Genomic DNA, 15,238 nt, shown 5'->3' with positions numbered 1-15,238 from the left:
ACGGACTACAAAACCTTATTCTTTCTGAAGTTCTTCCCTATATAAATGGATATTTTCTTCAATGGAATCTTCTAATTCAGGCTCTTTAATATCCCTATATCGGGTCACTTCATCTAAAATAGTCTTGGCAACCAATACTCTGGCAGTTTCTTTATTATCAGCAGGAATAACATACCATGGGGCATGGGGCTTGGAAGTCCTATTGATCGCTTCTTGGTAATACTCTTGATATTTCTCCCAATAACCTCTTTCTTTCAAATCTCCCGGCGAGAATTTCCAATTATGTTTCTTCTTATCTAGTCTCCGAAGCAATCGTTGCCTTTGCTCCTCTTTACCTAAGTGCAAGAAAAACTTTAAGATGATCACTCCATTTTGGCTAATATGATTTTCAAAATTATTGATTTGCTCAAATCTATTTTCCCAAAAATCCGGGGTAATGTCTTCCACTGAGTTTATGCCGGGGATATTCTCTCCCAGAATGTATTCAGGATGCACTCGGGTTACCAATACGTTTTCATAATGCGTTCGATTAAATACAGCATATTTCCCCCGATCTGGTAAGGCGATATAATGTCTCCACAAATAATCATGCTTTAATTCATTGGAAGTAGGTGTTTTAAAACTGTGAACTACTACTCCACGAGGATTGAATTCTTTAAAAACCTCTCTGATTAAACTATCCTTCCCAGCGGTGTCCATCCCCTGCAAACAGATCAATACCGAATACTTGCTGTGTGCATACATGATGTCTTGATGTTCACTTAACTCCTCTCTAAACTCATTCAGCTTTTTTGATTTCTTCTTCTCTGAAGTTTCCAAATCATATGATGTTGAAATTTTATGAAGCTCAATAGGAGTAACCACTTTAAACTTTTCGGAATCTATATTTTTCATAAGGAGAATTTTAATTCAATAAAAAATTGGCTGAAGGCCTTAATCCAAGATAATATTTTAAATTGAGGCAGGAATACTTCCTCCATTTTTTAAGTTTAAACCCAAACGACCAAACCTTAATTATGACTTTAAAACAAGATACAGGAATCTTAAGCAATCGGTATCTAGCATTAGATGTTTTACGTGGCATGACCATCGCCTTTATGATCATTGTAAACACCGCCGGTGATTGGTCAAATTTGTATGCTCCATTAGCACATGCCAAATGGCATGGTTTCACCCTACCGACCTGGTTTTCCCAACATTTCTATTTGTAGTAGGTAATGCCATGAGCTTTTCCATGAAAAAACTACAGGACATGTCTGCCAAGAATTTCTTTAAAAAAGTAGGAAAGCGGGCGCTTTTGATCTTTTTAATAGGCTGGCTATTAAATGCATTCCCTTTTTATGAACTAACAGAGAACGGTGGGTTCAATTTTATCAAGCTTACCGAAGTGAGATTATTTGGGGTTCTTCAGAGAATTGCCCTTAGCTATTTCTTTGCGGCCATCGTCTTATATATTGGAGGAATTAGGCTAGGCTGGATTTTTAGCGCAATTGCCTTACTGGGCTATTGGGCCATCATGTATATTTTCGGGGATCCAGCAGATCCCTATGGATTGACAGGAAATGCTGCCATCCAATTGGACCTATCTTGGATTGGTGCGGAGAGAATGTATGGTGGAGAAGGAATTCCATTCGACCCGGAAGGAATTTTAAGTACGCTTCCAGCCATCGTGAATGTGATCGCTGGTTACCTCGTTGGGAAGTTGATCCAGAAACTGGGAAATAGCATGGAAACCATCAAAAAACTACTGATTGGTGGAGCGGTACTGATAGCTGCAGCATATATCTGGGACCTTGTTTTCCCGATCAACAAAAAGATTTGGACCAGCTCCTATGTATTATTGACCGTGGGAATTGACATGTTGATTTTGGCTGTATTGGTATACATGATCGAGTTGAAAAAGTAAATAACTGGACTTACTTTTTGAAGTTTTTGGAAGGAACCCATTGATATTGTATGTCGCATCCGGATTAGTAATCACTCTATTTGGAATGATCCCTATTGGGGAAGTCAGTTTAAGAGCCACTATTTATCAAAATTTGTATACCAGTTGGTTAAGCCCTAAAAATGCCTCGTCTTTTTTTGCATTCAGTTACATGCTCTTGATTTGGCTTCTAGGCCTCTGGATGGACAAGAAACGTATTTATATCAAGGTTTAAAGTAATTGCAACGAATTTGTATTCTATATTCTGAATTTTGTAAATTATCCCTGCTTTTTTATTAAACAGGGATTTTTTATGAAATTAAAAATTGGAGTTTACAATGTGGAATGGATGAGGGAACTCTTTGACCCTGAAGGAAATCCAACCACCACAGGAAAAGAGGGAGAACGAAGTCAGCAGTTAGCAGAGGTAATAGAAGCCATGAACCCTGATTTTTGGGTATTGTAGAAGGGCCAAACACCTTAGTCAACCTTTCCAAAACAGCTAGCCTCCAATTGGAGGCTTGGGTTCAAGAGTTTCTTCCTCAAAAAAACCTAAAAGGAATACACGGATTCCCCTCACCTGGTCAACAGGAATTATGTGCATTATATAATCCAGACAAAATAAACGTACTGTTTACCCCGGAGGTGAAAGAAGGAAAGAGATTTGATGAACCCTTCATAATGGACACCCTAAATAGACTAATCAAAGAGCAGTATAAGCACTATAGACCCCCGTTAGAGCTTAGCATTTTAGGATTAGATGACAGGCTATTTACGAGGGTAATTATTGCTCATACTAAATCTAAAGGAATCTTTGATATGGTAGACTATGCAAGGTTTGAACAAATTTCCCAGCGGGATCGCCTCAAGTTATTTGCAGAATGCATGTCCATTCGCCAGCGCTGTGATGAGTATTTGGAGAAAGGACAGCAAGTCATGGTCATGGGAGATATTAATGATGGATTTGAACTGGACTTTTACGAAAATAAGTTCAGCAAATCAGCGGTGGAACTCCTACTTGGAGATACCTGGCATCCAGAATTCATCCTAAAATCTGTTTTGCGAAAACCCAAATTAAATTCATATGGATGGACCCCCAATTCGAGTAGATTCAAAGACCGAATTACGGGAGACCAAGTCAATGTACTGATTGACCACATTTTAGTCAGTCAAGGAATCCAGGTGCTCCATGGAAAAGTATGGAATCCCTACCTGGAAAAAGAAGACAGTCTGATTCAAAGTGTGAAAACTCAATTGAAAAATGCTTCTGATCACTTTCCAATAGTATCTGAAATAGAATTTTAAAACCAAGTAAAATGGACCAAGCAGCACAAACTATGATTGATAACCTTCAAAAAAACACAGGAAAAAGCCTGGAAGAATGGGTATCAATTGTTAAAAAGGAAAATTTTTCCAAACATGGTGAAATCCTAAAGTTCTTAAAAAGTAATCATGGATTTACACATGGTTTTGCCAACCTAGTCGCCCACAAAACATTGAAATCCGATGCAGGATCTGCCAGTGGACTGGATGAACTGATTTCCAAACAATACAAAGGAAAAGAGCATCTATTACCGCTTTATGAAAAATTAAAGGCAGAAATTAAAACCTTTGGCAATGACCTAGAATTTGCACCAAAGAATGCCTATGTGAGCGTCAGGAGGAAGAAACAATTTGCTATGCTAATTCCTGCTACAAAAACCCGGTTTGACATTGGAATCAATTTAAAAGGCCAAGAACCCACAGGCATGCTTGAATTAGACACTAAATCTAGTGGAATGGTAAGCCATAGAATCATAGTCAATCCGGAAGAGCAATATTCAAAAGAAGTAATTAACTGGTTAAAAAAGGCTTACGATGCAGCTGGTTAAAAACCATTTATAAAATAAGATTACTATTTATCAATTTCTGAAGGGTTTCTCTAGAATTTAGGTCCTACCTTGATATCTACAAAACACGCTTAATTCATGCTTTCCTCATCTCATCCAAATCCCATTAAAAAGTATTTATTCTTGCTGGCTTTTGGGGCTTTGCTTAGTAATAGTGCATATTCTCAAATCACCGAAGAAACCTACCACAAAGCCGAATACTTTCTAAGTAACAATATTCAAAGGGAGGTTTACCACTTGGATGTAAACCCAAATTGGCTGGAGGGAAAAACCAGCTTTTGGCATTTAACCCATACCCAAGATGGAAAAAGGTTTTTCTTGACAGATATATTAGAAAAAAAGACAGTTGAGGCCTTTGATCATTCAAAGCTTGCAGCGTTACTTGAAGAGAAATCTGGTGAACCCATTGATGGTCGCAACCTCCCTTTTAATCGGATCTCTTTTAATAAAGACAATTCCTTGAGTTTTCAATGGCAAAACAAAACTTGGACCTACCAAAACGAAAATCTCGATTTTAAAAGAATAGAAGAGCAACCAACTAGGGACCGTTCCATTTCTCCAGATGGAAATTGGAAAGCATATACCAAAAATTTCAACTTATTTGTCGAAAATCTAGAAACCGGAGAAGAGATACAATTAAGCTTTGATGGTAAGAAAGATTATGAATATGCTTCCTTTTGGGGATGGTCTGATATGATCTATGGAGAAGATGGAGAAAGACCTGAACACTTTACGGTCAACTGGTCTCCTGATTCAAAAAGAATACAAACTCGAATAGTAGACCTGAGATTAGCTGAGAAAATGTTGCTTTTGGACAATAGCCAGGATGATAAGTTTCGTCCTCAGTTAAAAGGTTATTATCGAGGATCCCCAGGGGACACGACTGTGGTCACCTATACACCTGTTCTATTTGATTTAGAAACTAGAAAATCCACCAAATTCACAGAATTCACCTCTCCTCATTTTATTGGAATGTACTTCAATTGGAACCCGGATGGCAAGGAATTATTTGGGACTTATTTACATCGGGGCTTCAAAGCTTTTGACTTGATTGAGATCAATGCAGAAACAGCTGAAACCCGAAAAGTATATTCTGAATCCTCACCAACACATATCAACAATAACAATATCTTCCGAAGATTGGATAATGGGCAATTCATTCTAGGAACAGAAAAATCAGGCTGGAACCAGCTATACTTAATGGATTGGGAATCTGGAAAGTTGGTCAATAGAATTACCAATGGGGACTATGTAGTAAAAAATCTACTTTCAATTGATGAAGAAAACAAGGTTATCTATTTTGAAGCAGCAGGTGTAGATAAAGACGTAAACCCTTACTATTCCTTTGCTTATAAGGTCAATTTTGACGGAACTGGCCTGCAACTTTTAACGCCTGAGAATTCATTCCATGACATCTCATACGCTGGCGGAAGTAAATACTTTGTAGATAATTATTCTACAGTAAATCAGCCTACTGTTTCGGTTGTAAGGGAATTAGAAACCGGTAAAATCATCCATGAGATTTCAAAAGCGGATATCTCGAACCTTTTAAAAAGGGGCTATCAAAGCCCTAAACAGTTTACCGCCACTGCCAAGGATGGCAAAACTACCATTTATGGGATCTATTATTTGCCTACCACCTTTTCAGCGAAGAAAAAATATCCAATTGTAGATTATACCTACACCGGCCCACATACTGATATTACCCCGAAAACCTTTAGAGCAGGTCTCATAGGGCTTCAACAACCCATGGCTGAACTTGGATTTATTGTGGTCACTGTAGACGGACTTGGAACCCATGGAAGAGGAAAAGCCTTCAACGATGTTTCTTATAATAATCTCGGGGATGGCACGACAGACCATGTATTGGCCATTAAAGAGTTGGCTAGTAAAAATTCATTTATGGATATAGAAAAGGTGGGAATATTTGGTCATTCAGCAGGAGGTTATGATGCTGGAAGAGCCATGTTATTACATCCTGATTTCTATAAAGTTGGGGTTGCTTCCGCAGGAGACCATGATCATCGAATGGAAAAGGCCTGGTGGCCTGAAATGTATATGGGATATCCAATTGGGGATTTCTACCACGAGCAATCCAACGTGACCAATGCAGCAAATTTGAAAGGTCATTTATTACTTGCACATGGAGGAATCGATGAAAACGTCAACCCTTCTGCAACCTTTAAACTTGCGGAGGCCTTAATCAATGCAGGAAAGGATTTTGATCTGTTCATTTGGCCGAGCAGAAATCACAGCTTCGGTAGAACAAGCGGAGATTATTTCACGAAAAAACGCTGGGATTATTTTATTGAGCACTTACTAGGAGAGGAACCTATCAGGCATTACCAAATAAAAACTGATTAGAGTTCAACCACCTGAGGTTTCGAATTGGAATGATGGGTGATTCCATGGTTTCCAATTCGAACTCTCATTAAATGATGTAAAGTCTGATTATCCTTCGATTTCTTTTACCAATTCCTCATACCATGCTTCTCCATATTTTCGGATCAACGCATCTTTTAAGAATTTATAGATAGGCACTTTTAAACTTGACCCCAATTGGCAAGCAGGGTCACAAATATGCCAACGGTCGTAATTAAGTGCATCAAACTCATCGTATTTGGTTACGCGAATGGGATACATATGGCAACTAATCGGCTTTTTCCAGGATATTTTTCCATCCAAATATGCCTGTTCGATCCCGCATTTTAAAATCCCTCGCTCATCATATAATGCATAAGCGCACTCTCTATTATCTCCAATAGTAGGGGTTCCTTTATCGCCATCTTTATCTATCACCCAAGTTCCCTGGGCTTCAATGACCTTTCTCCCCTCTTCTGTGATATAATCTTTGACAATAGGATAAATATCCTCAATGATTTTAGTTTCCTCATCTTCTAATGGAGCTCCTGCATCTCCTTCCACACAACATGCACCTTTACAAGCTTCCAAGTCACAGACAAAAAAGTTCTCTTTTATATCATCAGAAAGAACTGCATTTCCTACTAAAATCATAACTGGTAAATTTTCTCATCAAAGGTAAGCAATGCAATGGAAAATGAGTTTAGGAATTTGGCTTTTGAACTTCCTTCTTTTTCACATACACGCCTTTTTTCAATCTTGCTATTAAATTTCCATGGGCATCTTTTACTTCACAAGGAAACTCGAAAACATGTTTTCCCTGCTCATCGACAATATTCCTCACATGATTAATCTCTTCCTCCCTCATTGAAAATATTGCAAATACTGTCCCCTTACCTGGTTTAACAAATTCTATATGAGCATATTTATCCCAAACAATATATTCTTTCCCAAGATTGGTCAGTAAAATAAACATAAAGAATGGGTCGCACATGGAGTATAAGGAGCCTCCAAATGCCGTCCCAATTAAATTTCTATTATACCAAGTAAGTTTCAATCTCACCTTAAACATTCGGAAATCCGGAGCATAGTCGACCACTTGGATGCCTGAAAAAAGATAGGGAGGATACCAATTGATGGCACGAATCAATTTTTAAATCCATAGCTTGAGTTCATTCCTAAAAGTTACAGGAATATAAACGAAAAGAACCGCTCAAATTTGAGCGGTTCAACCCAGCACTATGAAAATCAGCTATTTTATAGCTTATCAATCTACAAACCATCAAGATCTTGAATTGTTCAACAATTATTTAAAATAGAAGATGTTTCTTCAATGAAAATTTTATTACCAACCATTTAACAAAGAGATGAAACCCTTCTGGTATAAAATTCCGTACTTTACGTCGTGCAAGTCGTCTTGTCGCTGCCTTGATTAATATCAGGGAAGAGGAAAGTCCGGGCAACGTAGAGCTCCATACTTCCTAACGGGAAGGAAGCTGACTGGAGACAGTCAGTTTACAGAAAGTGCCGCAGAAAGTATACCGCCTATTTCCGATTCGTCGGATTGGGTAAGGGTGAAAAGGTGGAGTAAGAGCCCACCGCCTTGGCAGTGATGTCAAGGGCATGGCAAACCTTATGGGTTGAAAGATCAAATAGGCCTCGGGCAAAGTGCTGCTCGTACGATTCTCGTATTTACGGGATTCCGAGGTGGGTAGATCGATTGATCCTGACCGCAAGGTCAGGGCTAGATAAATGACAAGAATTCTTTCTGATTTTAATCAAAAGGAAACAGAACCCGGCTTATAGACTTGCACTTTTTTCTTTTATATTAGAGACATGTCAAAAATCTTGATTATTGATGACGAAAAAGTCATCCGCGCTACATTGCGCGAAATTCTAGAATACGAAAAGTTTGATGTATCTGAAGCACAAGATGGTGCAGAAGGACTTAAAAAATTAACTGAGGAAGACTTTGATTTGGTGCTTTGTGATGTCAAAATGCCAAAAATGGATGGTATAGAAGTGCTGGATCAAGCAAAAGCTTTGGACAAAGCTCCTCAGTTTATAATGATTTCTGCACACGGAAGTATTGAAACTGCAGTAGAAGCCACTAAAAAAGGTGCCTTTGACTTCATTCCAAAACCCCCTGATTTAAACAGACTATTACTTACTGTCCGTAATGCGCTGGATAAAAAGAATCTTGTCACAGAAACCAAAGTCTTAAAAAAGAAACTTTCCAAAAAACTGGATATGGTGGGAGAATCCCCCGCCATTAAACTGGTAAAAGAAACCATTGAAAAAGTAGCACCGACCGATGCTAGGGTTTTGATTACAGGACCAAATGGGACTGGAAAAGAATTAGTGGCACATTGGGTACATGCGAAGAGCAACAGATCTTCCAATCCATTTGTGGCAGTTAACTGTGCTGCTATTCCCTCAGAATTAATTGAAAGCGAACTATTTGGTCACGAGAAAGGAGCTTTTACTTCTGCACATAAACAGCGACAAGGTAAATTTGAACAGGCTCAAGGTGGCACTTTATTTTTAGATGAAATTGGAGACATGTCCCTCTCCGCTCAATCCAAAGTTTTAAGGGCCCTTCAAGAAAACCTGATCAACCGAGTAGGTAGTGACAAGGACATTAAAGTGGATGTGCGAGTATTAGCAGCAACCAATAAGGATTTAAAACAGGAAATCAAGGAAGGTAAATTCAGGGAAGATTTATACCATCGATTAAGTGTAATTCTGATTCAAGTTCCTGCCTTGAAAGATAGAAAAGAAGATATTCCACTACTTGTTGAGAAATTCCTCGGTGATATTGCCTCAGAAAATGGGGATGCAAGTAAAACTATTTCTGATAGTGCCCTGAAAAAATTACAGGAATTCCCTTGGACAGGGAATATCAGAGAACTTAGAAATGTGATTGAAAGGCTTGTAATTCTGGGTGAACCCGAGATAAGCCTGGAGGATATAAAAAAATATGCTGACTATTAGGGTCAGCATTTTTTTTAACTATTCGGTTTTTCAGTAGTAGGAGCTTTTGCGTAAGCTGGACAAGGTTTACTTGAGGCACATGCTCCAAGGGCCAATACTCCTACCAATAATGCGATTGTTGCTAATTTTTTCATAGTTGAGATTTTATGCTGGTCAAATATGTTTAATTATTCTTAAGATAGCAATTACTGAACCAGAAGATTACATCCCCTGATTTCACTATTATCAAACCTCCCCAATACTTGGAGGTATCCATTTTCATCAAAACTCCCCAAATCTTGGGTTTCCAAAAATGCACAAGAATGGAAATTTGCCAAATCAATGACATTTATCCCTCCTTGACTTTTTGAACTCCAAGAATACGGATCATTCACATCCCTTAACATAACGCGCATGGAGGTGGGCAAGGTATATTTCCCTCCCCTTTTGAATAAGCCTGAGACATCAATTCGGTCATTCCATATTCAGAGTGAATCATTTTTACTCCAAAATAGGGCTTCAATAACTCATGAACTTCCTCCCTTATCATTTCCTTTCTTCTTCCTTTCATTCCCCCAGTTTCCATAACAATCAAATTTTCCATTCTTGGAAACTCCTTCTCAGATTCAGCCAAATCCAGGAGTGCGAAGGTCACTCCCAAAAGCAATACTTTTTTATGGGAATGTTGAAGAAATCTTAGCTTGTCCAACAATTCATCTTGATTATATAAATAAAAACCAGAATGCTCAGATCCGCTTTGTTCAATAAAGAAATTGGCCATACTGACCAAACTACTACCTTTTCTTTCCAAATAAGCGGGAAGCAACGCCAAGACATGAAAATTGCTCAAATCCCCATATTCCTTTTCAAAAATTGATTGGGCATGATTCAAATACCAAGACTCGGACCAAAAATAATGTTTACTGGTAATCATACCTGTTGTTCCACTACTAGAAAAAAAGCCAAAAAACCGAGCTAAATCTCCTGAAACAATGGGATGATCTTTGAAAAACCGGATAGGTAAAAAAGGAATATCTTCCACTTGACTCACGTCTTTAACTTTGATGTGACGCGCATCAAGGTATTTTTTATAGATTTGGTTTTCCGATGCCTGAAACCGAAAAAGCGCTAATGCTGTAGAATCAAAGTCCTCAGATTTTAAATTCTTTATGACTTCTGAAAAACTTTTAAAATCCTGCATCGTTTTATATTTTGCAAAGTCCAATAATGGAACTGTTCAACTTGGATGTAAATTTACTTTCGCCCTATGCGTTTCAAAAACTATTCAGGAATATTCTTTTTAGCTGTAGCAAGTTTTTCTTGTGTCAACTCACCTGATAATTTCCCAAGTACACCTGAAATCGAATTTTCCTCCATTGAATATATCCCTACTGCTGGGCCAGATTCTCTGATCGTTTCCGTCAACTTTAAAGATGCTGAAGGAGACTTAGGACTTGGAGCTACAGAAATCAATCCGCCCTTTAATGCAGTGGAATACCAACGAAACAATGTAGGAGAATTAATCACATACTCTACACGGCCTCCCGAAGCTCCCACTTATAACCCAATTGATTGGGTGATTGATCCAATTATCAATAATGCTATTGTCAAAGACACCATTTGGGTAGTTCAAAACCCAAATCAATACAATATTTACGTAAAGTTCTTTGTGAAAAGAAATGGACAATACACAGAGTTTAAATGGCAAGACCCTCCTTTCTATACTACGTTTAATGGTCGCTTCCCAAGGATATTGAATAATGATCAAACTCAGGCTATTGAGGGAAATATTCGGTATGCCATGCTTTCCTCCGGTTGGCAATCCATCTTCCGAACGGATACTTTAAGGGTAGAACTTCAGATTCAGGACAGAGCGTTGAATAAAAGTAATGAAGTCACGAGTCCCGATGTCACGTTAAGCACCATCACAAAAGATTAAAAAAAGCCCTTCAGATCGAAGGGCTTCATTTTTTATAGTGCAGGGAATGATTTCGGATCTACCTCATTCATGACTGCATAAACTTTTTCGACTATATCCTCTAAACTTGGTTTTGAAAAATAATCTCCATCCGAAGAATAAGCAGGCCTATGTGCTTTTGCCGCTATGGTCAATGGCTCTGAATCCAAATAACGAAATACCTCTTGTCCTTCAATAACTTGCTGCATCATATAAGCTGAAGCACCTCCTGGTACATCCTCATCAGCAAAAATCACTCGATTAGTTTTCTTAATGGAATCACCTATTACCCCATGGGTATCAAATGGTAAAAGCGTCTGCACATCAATCACTTCTACATCTATTCCAAGTTCTATTAACTCACTGGCGGCCTCGAGTACAATTCTACACATCGAACCATAGGTAACAATCGTAATATCTTTTCCTTCTCTGAGAACCTCAGGTTTACCCAAAGGCACGGTATACTCCCCTAAATTGGAAGGCAATTTCTCTTTTAATCGATAGCCATTGAGACATTCTACCACAATAGCTGGCTCATCAGACTTCAATAAAGTAGCGTACATTCCAGCTGCTTGGGTCATGTCTCTTGGAACACATACCACCATTCCCCGAAGTGTTGACAATATCATTCCCATTGGAGAACCAGAATGCCAAACTCCCTCTAAACGATGCCCTCTTGTTCTAATGATTAATGGTGCTTTTTGACCTCCTTTGGTTCGATATTGAAGACAAGCCAAATCATCAGAAAGCATTTGTAGACCATATAACAAATAATCGATATACTGAATTTCTGCTACTGGTCTTAATCCTCTTAATGCCGTACCAATACCTTGGCCTACAATCGTTGCCTCTCTAATACTGGTATCGGACACTCTTAATTCACCATGCTTGGCTTGCAATCCCGCAAAAGCCTGGTTTACATCTCCTATTTTTCCTACATCTTCTCCAAAGGCAAAAAACTTAGGGTTATGTTCAAGTGTATAATCAAAAAACTTTTGAAGTACTTCTCTTCCATCTACCAGAATAGATTTTTCATCGTAGGCTGGTTTAATCTCCACTATATTCTGGACACTCCATTTTGACTCACTATACAAATGACTATTGTATCGATCATGATTCTTTTTTGTTTGTTCCTTATACCAAGATTTTAACTCATTCTTGGATTCATTGGAATCAAAACGCAGTGTTAAAAGCGCTTTTCTTACAGTGGAAATAACGTCTTTTCTGATTGGGTTAATCGTCCTAGAAAGCTCATCTGCCATCTGGGTTAAAATCACTTTTCTAGTACTATGCGCTGCAGCTCCTTTAATTAATGAGATTGCTTCTTGAAGTTCTGCCTTGATCTCTTTAGAAAATTCCTGCCATGCAGTTTCTTTTTGTTTTTTAACATCTGCTTTTACCTGAGCTTCAATCTTATCCAAGGTTTCAGGAGTGGCGATTTTTGAAGAAAGGATATACTCTCTGAATTTATCAATACAATCCCATTCCTTTTCCCATTTCAATCGCTCGGCAGATTTGTATCGCTCATGGGATCCCGAGGTAGAGTGTCCTTGAGGTTGAGTCATTTCTTCAACATGAATCAACACGGGAACATGATCCTCTCTTGCAATTTTGCCCGCATTGAAAAATGCTTGCATCAACCCTTCGTAATCCCATCCCTTCACATTAATTATCTCAAAGCCTTTCTGTGAATCAGTTCTTTCAAAACCAGACAGTGCTTCTGAAATACTGCCTTTCGTGGTATGATATTCTTGTGGCACGGAAATTCCGTAAGCATCATCCCAAATAGAAATTACCATGGGAACTTGCATCACACCGGCAGCATTAATCGCTTCAAAGAAAATTCCCTCGGATGTAGATGCGTTACCTATTGAACCCCAAGCCACCTCATTCCCATTGATGGATAAATCAGTAAAGTTTTTTAAACCTTTATTTTCTCTAAATAATTTGGATGCATAGGCTAATCCTAAAAGTTTTGGCATTTGGGCTGCTGTTGGAGAAATATCTGCAGCAGAATTATACATCTTGGTCAACTCCTTCCAGCTTCCATCTTCATGAAGGGAACGAGTCGCAAAATGACCATTCATTAACCTGCCTGCACTAGCAGGTTCCATTTCAACATTTGTATGGGCATATAACTGTGAAAAGTACTGCTGAACAGTCAATTCACCAATTGCCATCATAAAGGTCTGATCCCTATAATAACCAGATCGGAAATCGCCAATTTGGAAAGCCCGAGCCATGGCAATTTGAGCCAACTCTTTACCATCTCCAAAAATCCCAAACTTAGCTTTCCCCATAAATACTTCTTTCCTCCCTACCAGAGAGGCTTGCCTACTCAAAAGTGCAACCCTAAAGTCCTCAAGGATAGCATCTTTCGATAAGTCTGGAGATATTTCGGTTTTTCTTATGGGTTGTACTTCAGGCATAAACTATTTATCTAAAATTATTTTGGGCACAGTTTTACTTCTAATAAGGATACTCCAAAAATAGCCAATTCCATATTTTTTCCAAATTTCTAAGACATTATTTTTCCAACAAAAATTTGGATCAAACCTGTTTAATTAATAAAAAACAAAATATTATTCTATTCCTAAAAAAATAACAATTCAAAAATCTGTTTTTCAACAGTTTAAGTTCTAGAATATAGCAAATGAGGAACCTGAAAAAAATTTTCCAAATTAAACTTGTCTAAACGCTTTTCTTTAAAATTATTCTAACGATAAAAATTATTAACAATACAATGTTCTGATTTTTTAAAATTTTCCAAATCACACCAAATACTATTTGCTGGAGGACTTTTCAGTTTGTTTTTGCTTAGTATCTTTGTGGTAATATATACAAATCCAAATATATCTATCATGATTATAGGTGTTCCAAAGGAAATTAAAAACAACGAAAATCGAGTAGCACTCACTCCTGCAGGTGCAAAAGAATTGGTTAAAAGAGGCCACACTGTATACGTACAACATACAGCTGGTGAAGGATCTGGTTTTTCAGATGAATCCTATGTTGAAGCAGGAGCAAACATACTTCCTACCATCGAGGCAACGTATGAAATTGCCGAAATGATCATGAAGGTAAAAGAGCCTATTGAACCTGAATATAAGCTTATCAAAAAGGATCAATTATTATTTACCTATTTCCACTTTGCATCTTACGAGCCTTTAACCAAAGCAATGGTTGAAAGTGGTTCTGTTTGTCTTGCTTATGAAACAGTAGAAAAAGCAGATAGAAGCTTACCGCTATTAATTCCGATGTCAGAGGTGGCAGGCAGAATGGCTGTTCAAAAAGGAGCAAATTACCTTGAAAAACCTTTGAAAGGAAGAGGCATCCTATTAGGTGGCGTTCCTGGAGTTTTACCCGCTAAGGTCTTGATTTTAGGTGGCGGAATCGTGGGTACTCAAGCGGCTTGGATGGCTGCAGGATTAGGAGCTGATGTCACGATCATGGATGTATCACTTCCTAGAATGAGATATCTTGCTGATGTAATGCCAGCGAATGTTAAGACCATGATGTCGAATGAATACAACATTAGAAAAATGATCAAAAATCATGATTTGATCATTGGTGCTGTGTTGATCCCTGGTGCTAAAGCTCCTCATTTGATCACCAAAGACATGCTAAAAGAAATGCAACCAGGCACTGTACTTGTTGACGTGGCTGTAGATCAAGGTGGATGTATTGAAACTTGTAAGCCTACTACTCACCAAGATCCAACTTATATCATTGATGATGTTGTTCATTATTGTGTAGCAAACATGCCAGGAGCTGTACCTTATACCTCTACTCTTGCATTGACCAATGCTACACTTCCTTATGCCATTCAACTTGCAGATAAAGGATGGAAAAAAGCAGCTCAGGAAAACCCAGAATTGGTTCCTGGCCTAAATGTGATCAATGGCGATATTGTTTATCAGGCAGTAGCAGAAGCATTCGATATGGATTATACTCCAGTAGTTAAATACTTGGCTGATTAACTCTTACCTATATCCAATGAATCCCTCTTGTGAAAACAGGAGGGATTTTTTTATCAAAAAATTAATGGAGGCAAAAAATCCCCATTTATGTCCATGGGCTACACAGGAATTTAATTGAAAACCTCTTCCTTTCGCTCCATGAGGAGATGGCATG

General features: G+C 38.3%; 13 protein-coding genes, 1 other RNA gene and 1 pseudogene. 10 read left to right on the top strand and 5 right to left on the bottom strand.

Annotated elements, in window-relative coordinates; genetic code table 11:
- Positions 1-15: 15 nt before the first annotated feature.
- Positions 16-894 (bottom strand): PPK2 family polyphosphate kinase, encoded by an 879-nt coding sequence (locus V8V91_RS27270; RefSeq protein ID WP_373398129.1) that lies wholly within the window; start codon positions 892-894, stop codon positions 16-18.
- A 122-nt stretch (positions 895-1,016) separates the two neighbouring features.
- Here V8V91_RS27270 and V8V91_RS27265 point away from each other — a divergent pair, with 122 nt between their 5' ends.
- The 6 genes from V8V91_RS27265 to V8V91_RS27240 all read left to right on the top strand — a co-directional run bounded on the left by V8V91_RS27265 (position 1,017) and on the right by V8V91_RS27240 (position 6,177).
- Positions 1,017-1,211 (top strand): hypothetical protein, encoded by a 195-nt coding sequence (locus tag V8V91_RS27265; protein ID WP_373398128.1) that lies wholly within the window; start codon positions 1,017-1,019, stop codon positions 1,209-1,211.
- A gap of 23 nt (positions 1,212-1,234) precedes the next feature.
- Complete coding sequence (locus V8V91_RS27260) at positions 1,235-1,906, top strand: acyltransferase family protein (protein ID WP_373398127.1); 672 nt, start codon at positions 1,235-1,237, stop codon at positions 1,904-1,906.
- A 331-nt stretch (positions 1,907-2,237) separates the two neighbouring features.
- Positions 2,238-2,390 (top strand): hypothetical protein, encoded by a 153-nt coding sequence (locus V8V91_RS27255; protein ID WP_373398126.1) that lies wholly within the window; start codon positions 2,238-2,240, stop codon positions 2,388-2,390.
- Positions 2,378-3,229 carry a hypothetical protein gene (locus V8V91_RS27250; protein WP_373398125.1) on the top strand — a complete coding sequence of 284 codons (852 nt, stop codon included), beginning with the start codon at positions 2,378-2,380 and terminating at the stop codon, positions 3,227-3,229. The genes V8V91_RS27255 and V8V91_RS27250 overlap by 13 nt, the downstream gene beginning before the upstream one ends.
- Before the next feature lie 11 nt (positions 3,230-3,240).
- Complete coding sequence (locus V8V91_RS27245) at positions 3,241-3,795, top strand: DUF4287 domain-containing protein (protein ID WP_373398124.1); 555 nt, start codon at positions 3,241-3,243, stop codon at positions 3,793-3,795.
- Positions 3,796-3,891: 96 nt separating this feature from the next.
- Positions 3,892-6,177, top strand: coding sequence for a DPP IV N-terminal domain-containing protein (locus V8V91_RS27240; protein WP_373398123.1), 2,286 nt, complete (start codon positions 3,892-3,894; stop codon positions 6,175-6,177).
- Positions 6,178-6,264: 87 nt separating this feature from the next.
- Here V8V91_RS27240 and V8V91_RS27235 read toward each other — a convergent pair whose 3' ends face one another.
- Positions 6,265-6,828, bottom strand: coding sequence for a DUF3109 family protein (locus V8V91_RS27235; protein WP_205644499.1), 564 nt, complete (start codon positions 6,826-6,828; stop codon positions 6,265-6,267).
- Positions 6,829-6,877: 49 nt separating this feature from the next.
- Complete coding sequence (locus V8V91_RS27230; RefSeq protein WP_373398122.1) at positions 6,878-7,324, bottom strand: DUF4442 domain-containing protein; 447 nt, start codon at positions 7,322-7,324, stop codon at positions 6,878-6,880.
- A gap of 254 nt (positions 7,325-7,578) precedes the next feature.
- On the opposite strand from V8V91_RS27230, the gene rnpB reads away from it, so the two are divergent.
- Together rnpB and V8V91_RS27220 are read left to right on the top strand one after the other, a co-directional pair.
- Positions 7,579-7,993: RNase P RNA component class A (gene rnpB, locus V8V91_RS27225), an RNA gene on the top strand.
- Positions 7,994-8,010: 17 nt separating this feature from the next.
- Complete coding sequence (locus V8V91_RS27220; RefSeq protein WP_373398121.1) at positions 8,011-9,168, top strand: sigma-54-dependent transcriptional regulator; 1,158 nt, start codon at positions 8,011-8,013, stop codon at positions 9,166-9,168.
- 185 nt (positions 9,169-9,353) lie between these two features.
- Here the strand turns inward: V8V91_RS27220 and V8V91_RS27215 are convergent.
- Positions 9,354-10,348: pseudogene (locus V8V91_RS27215) on the bottom strand (acyl transferase).
- Between the two features lie 66 nt (positions 10,349-10,414).
- Between V8V91_RS27215 and V8V91_RS27210 the strand changes: the two are divergent.
- A complete protein-coding gene (locus V8V91_RS27210) occupies positions 10,415-11,086 on the top strand; it encodes a hypothetical protein (protein WP_373398120.1) in 672 nt (223 codons plus the stop codon).
- 32 nt (positions 11,087-11,118) lie between these two features.
- On the opposite strand, the gene V8V91_RS27205 is transcribed toward V8V91_RS27210, so the two are convergent.
- Positions 11,119-13,533, bottom strand: coding sequence for a thiamine pyrophosphate-dependent enzyme (locus tag V8V91_RS27205; protein WP_373398119.1), 2,415 nt, complete (start codon positions 13,531-13,533; stop codon positions 11,119-11,121).
- Between the two features lie 432 nt (positions 13,534-13,965).
- Here V8V91_RS27205 and ald point away from each other — a divergent pair, with 432 nt between their 5' ends.
- Positions 13,966-15,084 (top strand): alanine dehydrogenase, encoded by a 1,119-nt coding sequence (gene ald / locus V8V91_RS27200; RefSeq protein ID WP_074223759.1) that lies wholly within the window; start codon positions 13,966-13,968, stop codon positions 15,082-15,084.
- Positions 15,085-15,238 lie beyond the last annotated feature (154 nt).

This window comes from Algoriphagus halophilus (genome assembly GCF_041729275.1).
Lineage (GTDB): Bacteria > Bacteroidota > Bacteroidia > Cytophagales > Cyclobacteriaceae > Algoriphagus > Algoriphagus halophilus_A.
This window is presented reverse-complemented; position numbering and strand designations above follow the sequence as displayed.

Coding starts and splice junctions, on each gene's coding strand:
- V8V91_RS27210 (WP_373398120.1), top strand. CDS start 10,415: ATGCGTTTCAAAAACTATTCAGGAATATTCTTTTTAGCTGTAGCAAGT.
- ald (WP_074223759.1), top strand. CDS start 13,966: ATGATTATAGGTGTTCCAAAGGAAATTAAAAACAACGAAAATCGAGTA.
- V8V91_RS27270 (WP_373398129.1), bottom strand. CDS start 894: ATGAAAAATATAGATTCCGAAAAGTTTAAAGTGGTTACTCCTATTGAG.
- V8V91_RS27265 (WP_373398128.1), top strand. CDS start 1,017: ATGACTTTAAAACAAGATACAGGAATCTTAAGCAATCGGTATCTAGCA.
- V8V91_RS27205 (WP_373398119.1), bottom strand. CDS start 13,533: ATGCCTGAAGTACAACCCATAAGAAAAACCGAAATATCTCCAGACTTA.
- V8V91_RS27235 (WP_205644499.1), bottom strand. CDS start 6,828: ATGATTTTAGTAGGAAATGCAGTTCTTTCTGATGATATAAAAGAGAAC.
- V8V91_RS27240 (WP_373398123.1), top strand. CDS start 3,892: ATGCTTTCCTCATCTCATCCAAATCCCATTAAAAAGTATTTATTCTTG.
- V8V91_RS27255 (WP_373398126.1), top strand. CDS start 2,238: ATGAAATTAAAAATTGGAGTTTACAATGTGGAATGGATGAGGGAACTC.
- V8V91_RS27220 (WP_373398121.1), top strand. CDS start 8,011: ATGTCAAAAATCTTGATTATTGATGACGAAAAAGTCATCCGCGCTACA.
- V8V91_RS27260 (WP_373398127.1), top strand. CDS start 1,235: ATGAAAAAACTACAGGACATGTCTGCCAAGAATTTCTTTAAAAAAGTA.
- V8V91_RS27245 (WP_373398124.1), top strand. CDS start 3,241: ATGGACCAAGCAGCACAAACTATGATTGATAACCTTCAAAAAAACACA.